Here is a 17911-nt window from a genome sequence, read left to right as displayed (position 1 = left end):
CGGATGCTCGCGGACGCCGCGCCGACGCCGTACTGGCTGGACCGGCCCGAGCGGCCGGACCCCGCCCCGCGGCTCGTCGCCGACACCGAGGCCGACCTCGTCGTCGTCGGGGGCGGGTTCACCGGACTGTGGGCCGCCCTGCAGGCGGTGGAGGAGGACCCGGGACGCGACGTCGTCCTGCTCGAGGCCGACCTCGTCGCCGAGGGGGCCACCGGACGCAACGGCGGGTTCTGCGCCGCGAGCCTCACCCACGGGCTGGCGAACGGTCTGGACCGGTTCCCCGAGGAGCTGCCCGAGCTGCTGCGCCTGGGCTTCGGCACGCTGGAGGCCATCGCCGCCGCGGTCGAGCGGCACGGCATCGCGTGCGACCTGGAGCGCACCGGCGAGCTCACCGTCGCGGTCCAGCCGTGGCAGGTCGACGAGCTCGCCCGGCTGCACGCCGAGGCGGACCGGCTCGGGCTGCGCTGGCGGCTGCTGGACGGCGAGACGGTGCGGGACGAGGTCGCCTCACCGACGTACCTGGCCGGGCTGGAGGACCCCGACGGGGTCGCCCTGGTCGACCCGGCCCGTCTGGCCTGGGGGCTGCGCGCCGCCTGCCTGCGCCTCGGCGTACGGGTGCACGAGCGGACCCCGGCGACCGCACTGGCCCGGGACCCGTCCGGTGTCCGGGTCAGCACCCCGTACGGCACGGTGCGCGCCGCGAAGGTGCTGCTCGCGACCTCGGCGTTCCCGCCGCTGCTGCCCCGCATCTCGCGGTACGTCGTCCCGGTCTGGGACTACGTGCTGATGACCGCGCCGCTGAGCGCCGAGCAGCGCGCCGCGATCGGCTGGCGTGGGCGGCACGGGATCTCGGACGCCGGTAACCAGTTCCACTACTACCGGCTCACCGCGGACGACCGGCTGCTGTTCGGCGGCTACGACGCGATCTACCACCTGGGCGGCAGCACCGACCCGCGGCACGCCCAGCGCCCGGAGACGTTCGCCCTGCTCGCCGACCACCTCGTGCGGACCTTCCCGCAGCTGGACGGGATCCCGGTCACCCACGCCTGGGGCGGTGTCATCGACACCTGCACCCGGTTCAGCCCGATGTGGGGGACGGCGATGGGCGGCAGGGTCGCCTACGCGGTCGGCTACACCGGTCTCGGGGTCGGCGCGTCCCACTTCGGTGCCCGGACCGCGCTGGACCTGCTCGACGGCAGGGACACCGAGCGGACGCGGCTGTCGATGGTGCGGCGCCGACCCCGGCCGTTCCCGCCCGAGCCGGTCCGCTGGGGCGGCATCCAGATGACCCGCCGGGCGCTGGCGGCCGCCGACCTGCACGGCGGGCGGCGCGGCCCGTGGCTGCGTCTGCTCGACGCCCTCGGTCTCGGTTTCGACTCGTGACCGCCGCCTGCCCGGGCGTCCGGCCGGTCCACGACCGCACGGTGAACGGACGACGATGACCAGGTACGGACCCCAGTTCGGCCCGGACGTGACGTTTCTCGGGGTGCCACGGTGCGACTGGCGCGACCCCACGTCGATGGACGGCGCCGACGTCGTCGTGCTGGGGGCCCCCTTCGACGGCGGAACGTCGCACCGGCCGGGCACCCGGTTCGGGCCGCTGGCCATCCGCACCACCGACTACCTCGCCCACGACGGCTCCCGGCCGTCCCTGGCCCTGCGCACCGACGCGCTGCAGGACCTCGACGTCCGCGACGCCGGGGACGTGGAGATGCCACCGGGCCACATCGAGCGCTCCCTGGCCGCCCTGGAGGAGGCGGTCGGCGCGGTGGCCGCCGCCGGGGCGGTGCCCGTCGTCCTCGGCGGGGACCACAGCGTGACGTACGCCGACGCCCGTGGCGTCGCGGCGCACCACGGCGAGGGCCGGGTGTCGATGATCCACTTCGACGCGCACGCCGACACCGGTGACATCGAGTTCGGGTCGCTGTGGGGTCACGGGCAGCCGATGCGCCGCCTCATCGAGTCCGGTGCGCTCCGCGGTGACCGCTTCCTGCAGATCGGCCTGCGGGGGTACTGGCCGGGGCCGCAGACGCTGCGCTGGATGGCCGGGCAGCGGATGCGCTCCTTCGAGATGAGCGAGATCGGCGCCCGCGGGCTCGCAGCCTGTCTCGACGAGGCCTTCACCATCGCGGTCGACGACTGCGACGGGGTCTTCCTGTCCGTCGACATCGACGTCGCGGACCCCGGTCACGCACCCGGCACGGGCACCCCCGAGCCCGGTGGTCTCACCGCGCGCGAGCTGCTCGACGCGGTGCGGCGGACCTGCCTGGAGGTGCCCGTGGTCGGGGTCGACGTCGTCGAGGTGTCCCCGCCCTACGACCACGCCGACATCACCGCCGCGCTCGCCAACCGGGTGGTCCTCGAGGCGCTGTCGGCGATCGCCCGACGCCGCCAGGACGCCGCCGCCGGCACCACCTGGCAGCCCGCCCGGCCGCTCCTGGACGGTCGGCTCGACCCGGACCCCGAGGAGGCCCCCTGATGCGCATCCTGCTGGTCGGCGCCGGAGGCGTCGGCGACGCCTTCGCCCGGATCGCCGCCCGCCGTGACTTCTTCGAGCACCTGGTGGTCGCCGACCAGGACCCGCGGCGGGCGCAGCGCACCGTCGCCGCGGTGCGGGAGCGGCACCCGGGCGAGGACCGGCTGGTCGCCGCCCGGGTCGACGCCTCGTCCGCCGCCGAGGTCACCGCGCTGGCCCGCGAGCACGGCGTCACCCACGTGCTGAACGCCGTCGACCCCCGCTTCGTGCTGCCGGTGTTCGAGGGTCCCCTGGCCGCCGGTGCCGACTACCTCGACATGGCGATGTCCCTGTCCCGGCCGCACCCGGAGCAGCCGTGGTCCCGGACCGGGGTCAAGCTTGGGGACGAGCAGTTCGCGGCCGCGCCGCGCTGGGAGCGGGCCGGCCGGCTCGCGCTGGTCGGGATGGGGGTCGAACCGGGGCTGTCCGACGTCTTCGCCCGGTACGCCGTCGACCACCTCTTCTCCGACGTCGACGAGCTGGGTACCAGGGACGGGTCCAACCTCACGGTCGACGGCCCGGACGGGCCCGCGTTCGCGCCGTCCTTCTCGATCTGGACGACGATCGAGGAGTGCCTCAACCCGCCGCTCGTCTGGGAGCGGGACCGCGGCTGGTACACCACCGAGCCGTTCTCCGAGCCCGAGGTGTTCGACTTCCCCGGTGGGATCGGCCCCGTCGAGTGCGTGCACGTCGAGCACGAGGAGGTCGTCCTCATGCCCCGCTGGCTCGACGCCCGGCGGGTGACGTTCAAGTACGGACTCGGGGCGGACTTCATCGACGTCCTGCGCACCCTGCACCGGCTCGGGCTGGACCGGACCGAGCCGGTGCGGGTCGGTGGTGTGCAGGTGTCCCCGCGGGACGTGGTCGCCGCCTGCCTGCCGGACCCGGCCACGCTGGGTGACCGGATGCGCGGCGCGACCTGCGCCGGGCTGTGGGTGACCGGGACGGGCCGGGACGGGGCGCCGCGGGAGGTGTACCTCCACCACGTCGTCGACAACTCCTGGTCGGTGCGCGAGTACGGCGTCCAGTGCGTCGTGTGGCAGACGGCAGTCAACCCGGCGGTTGCCCTCGAGCTGCTGGCCCGAGGCACCTGGCGCGGGACGGGCGTGCTGGGGCGGAGGCCTTCGACGCCGTGCCCTTCCTCGAGCTGCTCGCGGCGCCGGACGGCTACGCCTCCCCGTGGGCACTGCAGGAGCGCACGCCGTCCTGACGTCCGCCTCCCGGACCACCGGGTGCGCGGACGCCGCCGGCCGGGCAGGATGCCGGCGTGCAGGCGGCCGGTGGCAGCGAGGTGTGGCTGGTCCGGCACGGGGAGACCCGGTGGAGCCGGGAGCACCGCCACACGTCGGTGACCGACCTCGAGCTCACCGCCGCCGGCGTGGCCGCCGCGAGGGCGCTGGAACCCCGCCTGCGCGGGACCGCCTTCGACCTGGTGCTGACCAGCCCGCTGCGCCGGGCCCGGGACACCGCCCGGATCGCCGGGTTCGCCGACGCGGTCGTCGACGACAGGCTGCACGAGTGGCGGTACGGCGACGTCGAGGGCGTCAGCACGGCGGCGATGCGTCAGAGGGTCGCCGGCTGGACGGTCTGGACGCACGAGGTCCCCGGCGGGGAGCAGGTGGACGATGTCGCCCGGCGCGCCGACGGGGTCGTCGAGCGGCTCCGTGACGCCGGCCGCTCGCTGGTGTTCGCCCACGGGCACCTGCTGCGGGTGCTCGCCGTGCGCTGGCTGGGCCTGGACGCCCGCGCCGGGGCCCACCTGCGCCTCGACACCGGCACCGTGTCCGTGCTCGGCTGGGAGCGCGAGACGCCGGCCGTCGTGCGCTGGAACGCCTGACGGGGCTCAGCTCGGCGGCTGCACCGGCTCGGCGCCACGGTGGATGGGGACACCGGTGAACTCCACGTCGACCGGCGCGGTGAAGCGTCGTCCGTTGATCTCGTCGTGGCGCATGAACGTGGGCGGCTCGACGTGCACCCGGAGGGTGTACTCGCCGTCCTCCGGCAGCGACCAGTTGCGGGCGTAGTGGTAGAGCATCGGGTGCCACACCAGCTCCTGGGGGAACGGGCCGAGCTCCTGCCCGCTCGGGCTGACCAGGGTCGCGCTGACCTCCAGGCCGGGGATGAACCGGCCGTCGGCGGCGTCGCACACTGCGACCTCGACGTGCGCGTTGGTGTCGCCGGGGTTGTGCCACACCAGCTCCCCGTCGGTGAGCTGGTACATCCCTTCGGCCTCCTCGATGGCGTACCCGACCAGGTACTCACCGACCTGCTGCATGCCGCCGGTGTCGGCGACCTCCTGGGCCATGTGCTCCAGGGCCCGCCGGTAGGCCTGGCCCTGGGCGACGGCGAGCTCGAGCTGGCGGTCGGTGGCCTCCGAGGACGTCGGGTCCATGGGCGGTGTGCCCGGTGCGCTGGTCATTCACCCCTCCTGTGCCGTGCGGTCTTCTCCGAGAGTGCCCGGTGGCCCGGCGCGGCGCATCCCGGGAGCCGGGCCAGCGCTGGACCGGTCACCCCAGCGACTGCAGGGCCCGTCCGAACGACGCGGTGTGCCGGTCGACGTCCTGCGCCGAGGTCTGCGGGGACATCAGCGCCATGTTGTGGAAGGGGGTGAGCAGCACCCCGTCGTTGAGGGCGGCCAGGTGCAGGTACTGCTGGAGGGCGAAGTCGTCCGCGGCGGCGGCCTCGGCGCCGGTGCGCGGTGGCTCGGCGGAGAACGCGTACTCCGCCCGGCACCCCAGCCGGGTGACGTGCCAGGGCACCCCGTGCTCGGCGAGGGACTGCTGCACCCCTGCCGTCCAGCGGACCGCCATCTGCTCCATGTGCCCGAACGCCTCGTCGGTGAGCACCTCGGTCAGCGTCGCCCGGACCGCGGCGAGGGACAGCGCGTTGCCGGCCAGCGTGCCCCCCACCCCGCCGACGTCGACGTCCTCCAGGTCGACGGACGCACGCACCCGCTGGGCCAGCTCGGCGGTCATCCCGAACGCCCCCGCCGGGACGCCGCCCCCGATCGTCTTGCCGACGACCACGGCGTCCGGCTGCAGGCCCCAGGCCCTGGTGCAGCCGCCCGGCCCGGCGCACAGCGTGTGCGTCTCGTCCAGGACGAGCAGCACGCCGTAGCGCGTGCACAGGTCACGCAGCGCCTCGTGGTACCCCGGCTCCGGCAGCACGATGCCGATGTTCGTCATCGCCGGCTCCAGCAGCGCGCACGCCACCTCACCGGTCGACAGCGCGGCCTCCAGCGCGTCCACGTCGTTGAACGGGACGACGACGGTCGTCACCGCGGGGTCGACCGGGGGGCCGATGTTGCCGCGCCGGGCCACGACCCGGCCGGTGCCCGGGTCGAGGGTGGCGAAGGTCTCGTCGACGGTCCCGTGGTAGCAGTAGTCGACCACCAGCACCTTGGGGCGGCCCGTGACGTGCCGGGCGTAACGGATCAGGTGCCGGTTCGCGTCGGTCGCCGAGAGCGTGAACTGCCACTGCGGGACGCCGAATCGGCGGCCGAGCTCCTCCGCTGCCAGCACCGCGTCCTGCGTCGGCAGCATCGCCGTGATCCCGCGCCCGACCTGCTCGCGGACGGCGGCGACGGTGGCCGCGGGGGAGTGCCCCACCATCGCGCCGGTGTCGCCGAGGCACAGGTCCACGTGGTCGATGCCGTCCACGCAGGTGAAGTGCGCACCGTGCGCCTCGTCGACGAAGACCGGGAACGGGCCCGGCCACTTGGCCATCCACGACATCGGGACGCCGCCGGGCATCGACTCCTGCGCCCTCGCCGCGAGCTCCCGTGACCGTGGCCTGGCCGCGACGAACCGCTGCGTCTCGGCCGCGGTCAGCTCGGCGAGCCGGTCGGCGTTCACGCGACACTCTCCGCCACGGCTGACTCGAGGACGTCCAGGGCCTCGTCGAGCAGCCGCGGGGCGATCGTCAGCGGGGGCAGGAACCGCAGGACGTTGCCGTAGGTGCCGGCGGTCAGCGTGACGACACCGGCGGCGTGGCACGCCGCGCTGATCCGCGCGGCCTGCGCCGCGTCCGGCTCGATGGTCCCCGGGCGGACCAGCTCGATCGCGAGCATGGCCCCGCGGCCGCGGACGTCCCCGATCCCCGGGTGGCGCTGCGCCATGGCCTGCAACCGAGGCAGCATCTGCTCCTCGATGGCCCGGGCCCGGGCCGGCAGGTCGTCCTCGACGAGGGTGCGCATGGCCGCCAGCGCCGCGGCGCAGGCGACCGGGTTGCCGCCGTACGTCCCGCCCAGACCGCCGGGGTGGACGGCGTCCACCACCTCGGCCCTCCCGACGACGCCGGCCAGGGGCAGGCCCCCGGCGACGCCCTTGGCAACCGTCATGAGGTCGGGCACGACCCCCTCGTGCTCGCAGGCGAACACCCGGCCGGTGCGTCCGAACCCGGTCTGGATCTCGTCGGCGACGAGCAGCACCCCGTGCTGGCGGCACCAGCGCTCCACGGCGGGTAGGAAGCCGGGAGCGGGGACGACGAAGCCGCCCTCGCCCTGGATCGGCTCCACGACGACGCACGCCACGCGGTCGGCGCCGACCTGGGTGGTGACGGCGTCCAGCGCCCGGGCAGCCGCCTCCTCGCCGGTGACCGGTGCCGGCTCCCGGAACGGGTAGGACGTCGGCACCCGGTAGACCTCACCCGCGAACGGCCCGAACCCGCTCTTGTACGGCATGGCCTTGGCGGTCATCGCCATCGTGAGGTTCGTGCGGCCGTGGTAGGCGTGGTCGAGGACGACGACGGCGTCCCGCCCGGTGGCGTGCCGGGCGATCTTCACCGCGTTCTCCACCGCCTCGGCGCCGGAGTTGAACAGCGCCGCCCGCTTCGGGTGGGACCCCGGGGACAGCTCCGCCAGGCGCTCGCAGACCGCGACGTAGCCCTCGTAGGGCGTGACCATGAAGCAGGTGTGGGTGAAGGCTGCGACCTGCTCCTGCACGGCGTGGACCACGGCCGGTGCGGCGTGCCCCACGTTGACGACGGCGATCCCGGAGCCCAGGTCGATGAGGTGGTTGCCGTCGACGTCGACGATCACGGCTCCGCCGGCGCGCTCGACGTAGACCGGCAGCGTCGTGGCGACGCCGCGGGCCACGGCGGACTCCTTGCGGGCGGCGAGCTCCCGCGAGCGCGGGCCGGGCACCGGGGTGAGGAGTCGGCGGACCTGCTCGACGCCATTGACGACGTCAGGTGCGGGGGCGGTTGTCATGCCGGCATGGTAGTGATGGATACGCCTGTGTCACCAGGCCTGGACGACGGATTCCGTGGGTCCAGCCGAAATCGCCCCCGGCATCCGTGGTCCACACCGACGGTCGACTCGGTAGAGTCGGTGCCCATGACCGGACTCTCGGAGCGCGAGCGCGCGGTGCTGGACGCGGTCCCCACGGGACTGCTCATCGGCGGGACGTGGCGGGACGCCGCATCCGGCCGGCGACTGGACGTCGAGGACCCGGCGACCGGGCAGGTGATCGCCACGGTCGCGGACGCCGACGTCCAGGACGGGGACGCCGCGCTCACCGCGGCGGTCGAGGCGCAGGCGGGCTGGGCCGCCACCCCACCCCGGGAGCGCGCGGAGATCCTGCGCCGCTCCTTCGAGGCGGTGATGGACCGCCAGGAGGACCTGGCGCTCCTGATGACCCTGGAGATGGGCAAGTCGCTGGCGGAGTCCCGCGGCGAGATCGCCTACGGCGCGGAGTTCCTCCGTTGGTTCTCCGAGGAGGCGGTGCGGGTCCACGGCCGGTACTCGGTCGCCCCCGCCGGCGGCAGCCGTCTGCTGACGATGAAGCAGCCGGTCGGGCCCTGCCTGCTCATCACCCCGTGGAACTTCCCGCTGGCGATGGGCACCCGCAAGATCGGGCCGGCGGTCGCCGCAGGCTGCACGATGGTGGTCAAACCGGCGTCGGCCACACCCTTGTCGATGCTGGCGCTCGCGGACGTCATGCAGGAGGCCGGCCTGCCGCCCGGAGTGCTCAACGTCGTCACCACCTCCTCGACAGGCGCGGTGATGGAGCCGCTCATCCGCGACGCGCGGCTGCGCAAGCTGTCCTTCACCGGGTCCACCGAGGTGGGTCGGCGGCTCGTCGAGCAGTCCGCCGACCAGCTGCTGCGGGTGTCCATGGAGCTCGGCGGCAACGCACCGTTCCTCGTCTTCGCCGACGCCGACCTCGACGCCGCGGTCGACGGCGCCATGCTGGCGAAGATGCGGAACATCGGCGAGGCGTGCACCGCCGCCAACCGCTTCCACGTCCACGCCGACGTCGCCGAGGAGTTCTCCCGCCGGCTGGCCGAGCGGATGGCCGCCCTCACCGTCGGCCGGGGCACCGATGACGGCGTCCAGGTCGGACCCCTCGTCGACGAGCGGCAGCGCAGCACCGTGGACGAGCTGGTCCGCGACGCCGTCGCCCGGGGAGCCACCGTGCTCACCGGCGGCGAACGCGTCGGGGACGCCGGCTACTTCTACGCGCCCACCGTGCTCGGCGACGTCCCGGCCGGTGCCCGCATCCTCGCCGAGGAGGTCTTCGGGCCGGTGGCCCCGGTCACGACGTTCCGCACCGACGACGAGGCCGTCGCAGCCGCCAACGACACCCCATACGGGCTCGTCGCCTACGTCTTCACCCGCGACCTCGACCGCGCGCTGCGAGTCGCCGAGCGGCTGCAGACCGGCATGGTCGGGCTCAACACCGGCGTGGTGTCGAACCCGGCCGCGCCGTTCGGCGGGGTCAAGGCCAGCGGCTTCGGCCGGGAGGGCGGCTTCGAGGGCATCGAGGAGTACCTGGAGACCAAGTACGTCGGCATCTCTCTGCCCTAGACCACCTGCCCTAGACCACCTGCCTGCCCTGGACCCGCCGGCGTGCCCTGCCGCGGGCACGGAGGGGGCAGTCGGTGGGCTGGAGGACACTGGGGTTCGTGACGCCCCGTGACGTGGTCCTGCTCGGCTCCACCGGGTCCATCGGCACCCAGGCCGAGGACGTCGTCCGGCGCAACCCGGACCGGTTCCGCGTCGTCGGCGTGGCCGCCGGCGGGCGGGACCTGGTCGCGCTCGCCGAGCAGGCGGTCCGGCTGCGGGTGCAGACGGTCGCGGTCGCCGACCCGGGGGCCGCGGCCGCCCTGGGCGAGGCCCTTCGCGCCGCCCGCGCCAGGGTCCCCGACCCCGGTCCCGTCCCGGAGGTGCTGGCCGGCCCGCAGGCCGCCACCGAGCTCGCCGCCCGGCCGTGCGACGTCGTCCTCAACGGGATGACCGGCTCCGTCGGCCTGGCCCCGTCCCTGGCCGCCCTGCAGGCGGGACGCACCCTGGCCCTGGCGAACAAGGAGTCCCTCGTCGTCGGTGGCCCGCTGCTGACCCGCGCCGCCGCTCCGGACCAGATCGTGCCGGTGGACTCCGAGCACTCCGCGCTGGCGCAGTGCCTGCGGGCCGGACGCCGCGACGAGGTGCGTCGCCTCGTGCTCACCGCGTCCGGCGGGCCGTTCCGCGGACGCTCCCGGGCCGAGCTCGCCGACGTCACCCCCCAGCAGGCGCTCGACCACCCGACCTGGTCGATGGGCCCGGTGGTCACCGTGAACTCCGCGACCCTCGTGAACAAGGCGCTCGAGGTGATCGAGGCGCACCTGCTGTTCGACGTCGGGTACGAGGCGATCGACGTGGTCGTGCACCCGCAGTCGGTGGTGCACTCGATGGTCGAGTTCGTCGACGGCTCGACCCTCGCCCAGGCCTGCCCGCCCAGCATGCTCATCCCCATCGCGCTCGGGCTGGCCTGGCCCGAGCGGGTCCCGGGTGCCGCGCCCGGCTGCGACTGGTCGGCGGCGACGTCCTGGGAGTTCCTGCCGCTGGACGAGGCGGCCTTCCCCGCCGTCCGGCTGGCCCGGGACGTCGGGCGCGCCGGCGGCGCCCTGCCGGCGGTCTACAACGCGGCCAACGAGGAGGCGGTCGCGGCCTTTCTCGCCGGGGGCCTGCCCTTCCTGGGAATCGTCGACACGGTCCAGCGGGTTGTGGACGACGCGGTGCGCGACGAGTCGGTGCCCACCGGCGACGACGTGGTGCTCGGTGACGTGCTGGCGGCCGAGACGTGGGCCCGCAGCCGGGCGCACCGGCTGCTCGAGGGGAGGGTGGGACGATGACCGAGGTGGTCGCCTACACCGTCGGCGTGCTCGTCGTCGTCGTGGGGCTCGCGCTGTCCATCGCCCTGCACGAGATCGGGCACCTGGTGCCGGCCAAACGCTTCGGGGTCAAGGTCACCCAGTACATGGTCGGGTTCGGGCCCACCCTGTGGGCGCGCCGGCGCGGGGAGACCGAGTACGGCGTCAAGTGGGTCCCGCTCGGCGGCTACATCCGGATGATCGGCATGTTCCCCCCGGCGCCCGGCTCGGACGACCGCCACCTGCGGGCCTCGTCCACCGGCCCGCTGCAGTCCCTCGCCGACGAGGCCCGGCGGGCCAGCGCCGAGGAGATCGAGCCTGGCGACGAGGACCGGGTCTTCTACCGGCTCCCGGTCGCCAAGCGCCTGGTGATCATGCTGGGTGGCCCGGTGATGAACCTCGTGCTGGCCGTGGTCTTCCTCGGGGTCACCGTCGTCGGCATCGGTCTGCCCACGCTCACCCCGACCGTGTCCGCGGTCTCGGAGTGCGTCGTCCCGGTGACCCGGGCGGACCAGACCTGTGGGCCCGGGGACCCGGCCGCCCCGGCCGCCGAGGCCGGCATCCGGACCGGGGACGTCATCCTCGCCGTCGACGGCCGCCCCACCCCGGACTGGCGCTCGGTGCAGGAGGCCATCCGCGGCGCCGCCGGGCGCACGGTCCCCGTCGTCGTCGAGCGCGACGGGCAGCGCCTCGAGCTGTCCGCCCCGATCATCGCCGACGACCGGCCCGCCCTGGACGCGGCCGGCGAGCCGGTCCTGGACGCCGACGGTGAGCCGGTGCTCGAGCAGGTCGGCTTCCTCGGGGTGTCTCCCAGCCAGGAGCTCGTCCCCCAGCCGGTCACCGAGGTGCCGGCCGTCGTCGGCGACGCCGTCGTCCAGACCGCCGCCATCATCATCGACCTGCCGGCCCGGATGGTCGACGTCGCCGAGGCCGCCTTCGGGGACGCCGAGCGCGACCCGCAGGGGCCGATCGGCGTCGTCGGGGTCGGTCGGCTCTCCGGTGAGGTCGCCACCAGCGACCTGCTCGCCAGCACCCAGGAACGGGTGGCGGTGATGCTCTCGCTGCTCGGGTCGCTCAACGTCGCGCTGTTCGTGTTCAACCTGCTGCCGCTCATGCCGCTGGACGGCGGGCACGTGGCCGGCGCCCTGTGGGAGGGTGCCCGCCGCCAGCTGGCCCGGCTCCGCGGGCGGCCCGACCCCGGCCCGGTCGACATCGCCCGGCTGCTGCCGCTGACCTACGCGGTCGCCATCGTCCTCGTCGGGATGTCCGGCCTGCTGCTGTACGCGGACGTCGTCCGACCGGTCACCCTCGGGGGCTGAGATGTCCTGCCCACGGGCCGGGCGGCCCAGGCTGCCCTGATCGCGGATACTGGAGCCATGTCGAGTCCTGCCAGCACGCCGACCCCCGGACGCCCCGCTGCCCCCGGCACCCCGGTGGGGCTCGGCATGCCGGCCCTGCCACCGCCGGTGCTCGCCCCCCGACGTCGCAGCCGCACGATCCGGGTGGGGTCGGTCGAGGTCGGCGGCGACGCGCCGATCAGCGTCCAGTCGATGACGACGACGCCCACCGCGGACGTCAACGCGACCCTGCAGCAGATCGCCGAGCTCACGGCCGCCGGCTGCGACATCGTCCGGGTCGCCTGCCCCAGCCAGGACGACGCGGACGCGCTGCCAGCCATCGCCGGCAAGTCCCAGATCCCGGTCATCGCCGACATCCACTTCCAGCCGAAGTACGTGTTCGCCGCGATCGAGGCCGGGTGCGCGGGCGTCCGGGTCAACCCGGGCAACATCCGCAAGTTCGACGACCAGGTCAAGGAGATCGCCCAGGCGGCCAAGGACCACGGCACCTCCATCCGGATCGGCGTCAACGCCGGGTCGCTCGACAAGCGGCTGCTCGACAAGTACGGCAGGCCGACCGCCGAGGCGCTCGTGGAGTCCGCGGTGTGGGAGGCGTCGCTGTTCGAGGAGCACGACTTCCACGACTTCAAGATCTCCGTCAAGCACAACGACCCGGTGGTCATGGTCCGCGCCTACGAGATGCTGGCCGAGCGGGGGGACTGGCCGCTGCACCTCGGTGTCACCGAGGCGGGCCCGGCGTTCCAGGGGACGATCAAGTCCGCGGTCGCGTTCGGGGCGCTGCTCAGCAAGGGCATCGGTGACACGATCCGGGTGTCGCTGTCCGCACCCCCGGTGGAGGAGGTCAAGGTCGGGCTGCAGATCCTCGAGTCGCTCAACCTGCGCCCGCGCCGTCTGGAGATCGTCTCCTGCCCGTCCTGCGGCCGCGCTCAGGTGGACGTGTACAAGCTCGCCGAGGAGGTCACCGCCGGGCTCGAGGGGATGGAGGTGCCGCTCCGCGTCGCCGTCATGGGGTGCGTCGTCAACGGGCCCGGCGAGGCCCGCGAGGCCGACCTGGGCGTCGCCTCCGGCAACGGCAAGGGCCAGATCTTCGTCAAGGGCGAGGTCATCAAGACGGTGCCCGAGTCGCAGATCGTCGAGACGCTCATCGAGGAGGCCATGCGGATCGCCGAGGAGATGGGCGAGGACGTCGAGGGCACGCCCTCCGTGAGCGTCGGCTGAGGTGCTGCGCCAGCCCGTGACGGTGCTGGACGACGCCGCCGCCGGCGCCGTCCTGGAGCTGTGCGAGCAGGACCCCGTCGCCAACGTGTTCGTGTCCTCCCGGGTCGCCGCCGTCGGCTGCGACCCGCGCCGGCTCGGCGGGGAGCTGTGGGGGTACTGGCGGCGGGGTCGGCTGCGGGCCGCGTGCTGGGCGGGCGCCAACCTCGTCCCGGTCGGGGTCGACGACGTCGCGGTCGACGCGTTCGCCGCTCGCGCGCGGCGCCAGGGTCGCCGGTGCTCCTCGCTGGTCGGCCCGGCCGAGGGCGTGCTCGCGCTGTGGGACCGGCTCGAGCCCGCGTGGGGGCCGGCGCGCGACGTCCGGCCCGACCAGCCGCTGCTCGCCATCGCCGCCGACCCGCTGGTCGCGCCGGACCCCGCCGTCCGGGCGACCACCGAGGCCGACCTCGACCTGCTGTACCCGGCCTGCGTGGCGATGTTCACCGAGGAGGTCGGGTACTCCCCGGAGACCGGGGACGGCGGCGCGACCTACCGGCGCCGGGTCGCCGAGCTCGTCCGGCTCGGTCGCTCGTTCGCCCGCATCGACGAGGTGGACGGCCGCCGGCGGGTCGTGTTCAAGGCCGAGCTCGGCGCGGTCGCCCCCGGCGTCGTCCAGGTCCAGGGCGTGTGGGTGCACCCGGCGCTGCGCGGTCGCGGGCTCGCCGCACCGGGGATGGCCGCGGTCGTCGCGCTCACCAGGGAGCGGTTCACCTGGGCCGGCCGGGACACCGTCGTCAGCCTCTACGTCAACTCGTTCAACCGGCGAGCCGTCGCCGCCTACGAACGGGTGGGGATGCAGCACGTCGGGCGCTTCGCCACCGTCCTGTTCTGAGGCCCCCGGCCCTCTTCTGAGGTCCCCGGGCCTGTTCTGAGGCCCCCGGCGATGATCGCCGCCGGGGGAGGAGCCGCGGGGCGCAACGGGCCTGGCGCACGCTCTGGCAGGCTCCGACTCCTCCCCACCTGGCGATCAGCCCGCGACGTCGCGAAGCACCCCGATCACCCACTCCTGGTCGAGCATGACGTCCTCCCAGGCGAACCGCAGCACCGTCCACCCGGCGCGCACCAGCTCGTCGTAGCGGCGGGCGTCCCGGCGCAGCGCCCTGCGGTCGCCGTGCCACTCGAAGGAGTCCGCCTCGAGCACGACGCGTCGCCGCCGGTCGGCGAGGTCCACCCGGGCCGGGCGCCCCGCGTCGATGCGGACCTGCGGCTCGAAGCCCGTGCAGCCGGCGCTCAGCGCGAGCCCGCGCAGGGCCGACTCGAACGGGTTGGCCGCCCGGCCGTCGGCGTGCTCGGCGACCCAGCAGGCGGCGCGCCGGCCCCGACGTCGGCGAACGGCCGCCGCCAGGAGGTCCTCCCGGTGGACGAGCCCGAGCCGCAGCGCCCCGTCGGCCACCGCAAGAGCCTCCAGCCGGTCGAGGTCGGCAGCACAGTCCAGCACCGTCCGCAGCGGGGTCGTCACCGCTGCGCGCCGCTCGACGTCGGCGGGGGCCAGCGACCGCCAGCGGTACACGACGTCCGACCGGGGCGGGGGGTGGGCGTTGGGCGGCACCGTGACGGACGCGGTCTCGGGCGGCAGCAGCAGCGGCAGCCGGTGCTGCTCGGCGGCGGACAGGTGGCTCACCACCCCGCCGCACCGCGCCGCCACCTCTCGGGCGGTGGGCAGCTCGGGCAGGGCGTACACGCCGCGCGCCGCGCGCAGCACGAGCCCGGCCTGCAGCGCCGAGCGCAGCGCGTGCTGGGTCACGTGCTCCGCCAGCTGCGTCCACGTCGCCGTGCCGCCGTGCCGGCGCACCACCATCTCGGGGGTCAGGCCCGTCCGCACCCGGCTGAGCGTGCCGCGCGCCGCAGGGTCCCCGCGCTCGTCGTCCACAGGCGATCGCCACCGCAGGAGGTGGAACCGCGGAGCGCGCGCCGCGGTTCGGGGCCGGCAGCGCGGAACTCCTCCTGGCGTGGCGATCACCCGAGCCGGGCCGGGCAGGTGCAGGGCGGCGGGGCGGCAGGGTGGCGGGGGAGCCGGGGCGGCGGGGCGGCGGGGCGGCGGGGCGGCAGTGCGGCAGGGCGGGGCGGGCTCGTCGCTAGGCTCCGGCCCATGATCCTGCGGATGTCGTCCCTGTTCCTGCGCACCCTGCGCGAGGACCCGGCGGACGCCGAGGTGCCCAGTCACCGGCTGCTCGTGCGGGCCGGTTACATCCGCCGTGCGGCCCCGGGCATCTACAGCTGGCTGCCGCTCGGCGTCCGGGTGCTGCGCAACGTGGAGCGGATCGTCCGCGAGGAGATGGACGCCATGGGCGCCCAGGAGGTGCACTTCCCGGCGCTGCTGCCCCGAGAGCCCTACGAGGCCACCGGGCGCTGGACCGAGTACGGCCCGAACCTGTTCCGGCTCACCGACCGCAAGCAGGGCGACTACCTCCTCGGCCCCACCCACGAGGAGATGTTCACCCTGCTCGTCAAGGACCTGTACTCCTCGTACAAGGACCTGCCGCTGTCCCTCTACCAGATCCAGACCAAGTACCGGGACGAGGCGCGTCCCCGTGCCGGCCTGCTGCGCGGCCGCGAGTTCGTCATGAAGGACTCCTACTCCTTCGACGTCGACGACGCCGGCCTCGAGCGCTCCTACCGGGCCCACCGCGACGCCTACGTGCGGATCTTCGACCGGCTCGGCATGGACTACGTCATCGTCACCGCGATGTCCGGGGCGATGGGCGGGTCGGCCAGCGAGGAGTTCCTCGTGCCGGCCGTCAACGGCGAGGACACCTACGTGCGGTGCACGCGCTGCGACTACGCCGCGAACGTCGAGGCCGTCCGGGTCCCCGTCCCCGAGCCGGTGCCGGCCGGCGACGCACCCGCCGCCCACGTCGAGGACACCCCCGGTACGCCGACCATCGACACCCTCGTCGACCACCTCAACGAGCGGTTCCCCCGCGCGGACCGGCCGTGGACCGCCGCCGACACGCTGAAGAACGTCCTCGTCGTCCTCGTCCACCCCGACGGCCGGCGCGAGCCGCTCGCCGTCGGCCTCCCCGGCGACCGTGACGTCGACGAGAAGCGCCTGGCGGCACAGGTGGAGCCCGCGGTCGTCGAGCCGTTCACCGAGGCCGACTTCGCGGCGAACCCCGTGCTGCGCAAGGGCTACATCGGCCCCGGCGTGCTCGGGACCGACCGCGCCAGCGGCGTCCGCTACCTCCTGGACCCCCGGGTCGTCGACGGCACACGGTGGGTGACCGGCGCCGACCAGGACGGCCGGCACGTGCTCGGCCTCGTCGCCGGCCGTGACTTCACCGCGGACGGCACGATCGAGGCGGCCGAGGTCCGTGACGGCGACCCCTGCCCCCAGTGCGGCGGGGCGCTGGAGTCCGCCCGGGGCATCGAGATGGGCCACGTGTTCCAGCTCGGCCGCAAGTACGCCGAGTCCCTCGGGCTGCGGGTCCTCGACGAGAACGGCAAGCTCGTCACGGTGACCATGGGGTCCTACGGGATCGGCGTGTCCCGTGCCGTCGCCGCGATCGTCGAGAACAGCCACGACGACCTCGGCATCGTCTGGCCCCGCGCCGTCGCGCCGGCCGACGTCCACCTCGTCGCGGCCGGCAAGGACGCCTCGGTGCTCGAGGCCGCCGCAGCCCTCGCCGACGACCTCGACGCGGCCGGCCTCACCGTCCTGCACGACGACCGGCCCCGGGTGAGCCCCGGGGTGAAGTTCAAGGACGCCGAGCTCATCGGCGTCCCGACCGTCGTCACGGTCGGACGCCGGCTGGCGGACGGCGTGGTGGAGGTCACCGACCGCGCCACCGGTGAGCGCTCCGACGTGCCGGTGGCGGACGCGGCCGCGCACCTCGTCGCCGTGTGCCGCGGCTGACCCGGCCACCGTGGAGCTGACCGACCTCGGCGCCGGCACCGTCATCCTGCTGCTGCTCGCGGCCCTGTCCGCCGGCTGGGTCGACGCCGTCGTCGGCGGCGGAGGGCTCCTCCAGCTCCCCGCGCTGCTGCTCGTGCCCGGGATGACCCCGCTGAACGCCCTGGCGACGAACAAGGTCGCCAGCATCTTCGGCACCGCGACGAGCAGCATCACGTACTACCGCCGCGTCCACCCGGACCTGCGGACCGCGCTGCCGATGGCCGGACTGGCCCTGGTCGGAGCGGCCGGCGGGGCGCTGTCGGCCAGCCTGCTGCCCGAGCAGGTGCTGCAGCCGGTCATCGTCGTCGCCCTGCTCGCGGTCGCCGTCTACACCCTGGCCCGGCCCGCGCTCGGGGAGGCCACCGCGCTGCGCTGGCACGGACGCCGCCACCACCTGGCAGCCGGGGCCGCCGGAGCGGCGATCGGGTTCTACGACGGCATCCTCGGACCGGGCACCGGGTCGTTCCTCGTCTTCACCCTCGTCGGGCTGCTCGGCTACGCCTTCCTCGAGGCCAGCGCCAAGGCGAAGATCGTCAACTTCGCGACGAACCTGGGCGCGCTGCTCGTGTTCGTCCCCCAGGGGGCGGTGCTGTGGGGGCTGGGCCTGCTCATGGGCTCGGCGAACCTGCTCGGCGGCTACCTCGGCGCCCGGACGGCGGTCGCCCGCGGCAGCGGCTTCGTGCGGGTGGTGTTCCTGCTCGTCGTCGGCGCGCTCATCCTGCGGCTCGGCTGGCAGGTCGTGACCGGCGGCTGACCCCG

14 protein-coding genes and 1 pseudogene are annotated in these 17911 nt (G+C 74.6%); 11 read left to right on the top strand and 4 right to left on the bottom strand.

Annotated elements, in window-relative coordinates; all coding sequences use genetic code 11:
* Positions 1-3: 3 nt before the first annotated feature.
* The 4 genes and pseudogenes from ACFP6A_RS06810 (at position 4) to ACFP6A_RS06795 (ending at position 4352) form a co-directional block, all read left to right on the top strand.
* Positions 4-1383 carry an NAD(P)/FAD-dependent oxidoreductase gene (locus ACFP6A_RS06810; RefSeq protein ID WP_379602900.1) on the top strand — a complete coding sequence of 460 codons (1380 nt, stop codon included), beginning with the start codon at positions 4-6 and terminating at the stop codon, positions 1381-1383.
* Between the two features lie 55 nt (positions 1384-1438).
* Entirely contained in the window at positions 1439-2479 is a 1041-nt protein-coding gene (speB, locus tag ACFP6A_RS06805) for an agmatinase (RefSeq protein ID WP_379602591.1), read from the top strand.
* Positions 2479-3725: pseudogene (locus ACFP6A_RS06800) on the top strand (saccharopine dehydrogenase family protein). Before speB ends, ACFP6A_RS06800 begins: the two are co-directional and overlap by 1 nt.
* Before the next feature lie 57 nt (positions 3726-3782).
* A complete protein-coding gene (locus ACFP6A_RS06795) occupies positions 3783-4352 on the top strand; it encodes a histidine phosphatase family protein (RefSeq protein ID WP_379602590.1) in 570 nt (189 codons plus the stop codon).
* Between the two features lie 6 nt (positions 4353-4358).
* On the opposite strand, the gene ACFP6A_RS06790 is transcribed toward ACFP6A_RS06795, so the two are convergent.
* The 3 genes from ACFP6A_RS06790 to gabT all read right to left on the bottom strand — a co-directional run bounded on the left by ACFP6A_RS06790 (position 4359) and on the right by gabT (position 7724).
* Positions 4359-4934: an iron transporter gene (locus ACFP6A_RS06790; protein ID WP_379602589.1), complete on the bottom strand. Its 576-nt coding sequence runs from the start codon at positions 4932-4934 to the stop codon at positions 4359-4361.
* A gap of 88 nt (positions 4935-5022) precedes the next feature.
* A complete protein-coding gene (locus ACFP6A_RS06785) occupies positions 5023-6369 on the bottom strand; it encodes a transaminase (RefSeq protein WP_379602588.1) in 1347 nt (448 codons plus the stop codon).
* Positions 6366-7724 (bottom strand): 4-aminobutyrate--2-oxoglutarate transaminase, encoded by a 1359-nt coding sequence (gene gabT, locus ACFP6A_RS06780; protein WP_379602586.1) that lies wholly within the window; start codon positions 7722-7724, stop codon positions 6366-6368. The genes ACFP6A_RS06785 and gabT overlap by 4 nt, the downstream gene beginning before the upstream one ends.
* Positions 7725-7850: 126 nt before the next feature.
* On the opposite strand from gabT, the gene ACFP6A_RS06775 reads away from it, so the two are divergent.
* From ACFP6A_RS06775 to ACFP6A_RS06755, 5 genes are all read left to right on the top strand, one after another.
* Complete coding sequence (locus ACFP6A_RS06775; protein WP_379602584.1) at positions 7851-9323, top strand: NAD-dependent succinate-semialdehyde dehydrogenase; 1473 nt, start codon at positions 7851-7853, stop codon at positions 9321-9323.
* A 98-nt stretch (positions 9324-9421) separates the two neighbouring features.
* Complete coding sequence (gene dxr, locus ACFP6A_RS06770; RefSeq protein WP_379602583.1) at positions 9422-10630, top strand: 1-deoxy-D-xylulose-5-phosphate reductoisomerase; 1209 nt, start codon at positions 9422-9424, stop codon at positions 10628-10630.
* Positions 10627-11967 carry a M50 family metallopeptidase gene (locus ACFP6A_RS06765; RefSeq protein WP_379602581.1) on the top strand — a complete coding sequence of 447 codons (1341 nt, stop codon included), beginning with the start codon at positions 10627-10629 and terminating at the stop codon, positions 11965-11967. The genes dxr and ACFP6A_RS06765 overlap by 4 nt, the downstream gene beginning before the upstream one ends.
* 126 nt (positions 11968-12093) lie before the next feature.
* Complete coding sequence (gene ispG / locus ACFP6A_RS06760) at positions 12094-13224, top strand: flavodoxin-dependent (E)-4-hydroxy-3-methylbut-2-enyl-diphosphate synthase (RefSeq protein ID WP_379602898.1); 1131 nt, start codon at positions 12094-12096, stop codon at positions 13222-13224.
* A 1-nt stretch (position 13225) separates the two neighbouring features.
* Complete coding sequence (locus tag ACFP6A_RS06755) at positions 13226-14092, top strand: GNAT family N-acetyltransferase (RefSeq protein WP_379602579.1); 867 nt, start codon at positions 13226-13228, stop codon at positions 14090-14092.
* A gap of 135 nt (positions 14093-14227) precedes the next feature.
* Here the strand turns inward: ACFP6A_RS06755 and ACFP6A_RS06750 are convergent, their stop codons facing one another.
* Positions 14228-15130, bottom strand: a complete 903-nt coding sequence (locus tag ACFP6A_RS06750; RefSeq protein ID WP_379602577.1) for a DUF559 domain-containing protein — start codon at positions 15128-15130, stop codon at positions 14228-14230.
* A gap of 219 nt (positions 15131-15349) precedes the next feature.
* Between ACFP6A_RS06750 and ACFP6A_RS06745 the strand changes: the two genes are divergently transcribed.
* Together ACFP6A_RS06745 and ACFP6A_RS06740 are read left to right on the top strand one after the other, a co-directional pair.
* A complete protein-coding gene (locus ACFP6A_RS06745; protein ID WP_379602575.1) occupies positions 15350-17113 on the top strand; it encodes a proline--tRNA ligase in 1764 nt (587 codons plus the stop codon).
* Between the two features lie 10 nt (positions 17114-17123).
* The gene (locus tag ACFP6A_RS06740) at positions 17124-17906 is read left to right on the top strand and encodes a sulfite exporter TauE/SafE family protein (protein WP_379602574.1); all 783 of its coding nucleotides are present in this window, start codon (positions 17124-17126) and stop codon (positions 17904-17906) included.
* Positions 17907-17911 lie beyond the last annotated feature (5 nt).

The sequence above is a fragment of the Quadrisphaera sp. GCM10027208 genome (genome assembly GCF_042658805.1).
Taxonomy (GTDB): Bacteria; Actinomycetota; Actinomycetes; order Actinomycetales; family SCSIO-59966; genus SCSIO-59966.
Note: the sequence above shows the minus strand (reverse complement) of the source record. Positions and strands in the feature narration are given on the sequence as shown.

Bases quoted from the DNA above. Each gene is read 5' to 3' on its own strand.
- ACFP6A_RS06810 (WP_379602900.1), top strand. From the start codon at position 4: ATGCTCGCGGACGCCGCGCCGACGCCGTACTGGCTGGACCGGCCCGAG.
- speB (WP_379602591.1), top strand. From the start codon at position 1,439: ATGACCAGGTACGGACCCCAGTTCGGCCCGGACGTGACGTTTCTCGGG.
- ACFP6A_RS06790 (WP_379602589.1), bottom strand. From the start codon at position 4,934: ATGACCAGCGCACCGGGCACACCGCCCATGGACCCGACGTCCTCGGAG.
- gabT (WP_379602586.1), bottom strand. From the start codon at position 7,724: ATGACAACCGCCCCCGCACCTGACGTCGTCAATGGCGTCGAGCAGGTC.
- ACFP6A_RS06775 (WP_379602584.1), top strand. From the start codon at position 7,851: ATGACCGGACTCTCGGAGCGCGAGCGCGCGGTGCTGGACGCGGTCCCC.
- ACFP6A_RS06765 (WP_379602581.1), top strand. From the start codon at position 10,627: ATGACCGAGGTGGTCGCCTACACCGTCGGCGTGCTCGTCGTCGTCGTG.
- ispG (WP_379602898.1), top strand. From the start codon at position 12,094: ATGCCGGCCCTGCCACCGCCGGTGCTCGCCCCCCGACGTCGCAGCCGC.
- ACFP6A_RS06745 (WP_379602575.1), top strand. From the start codon at position 15,350: ATGATCCTGCGGATGTCGTCCCTGTTCCTGCGCACCCTGCGCGAGGAC.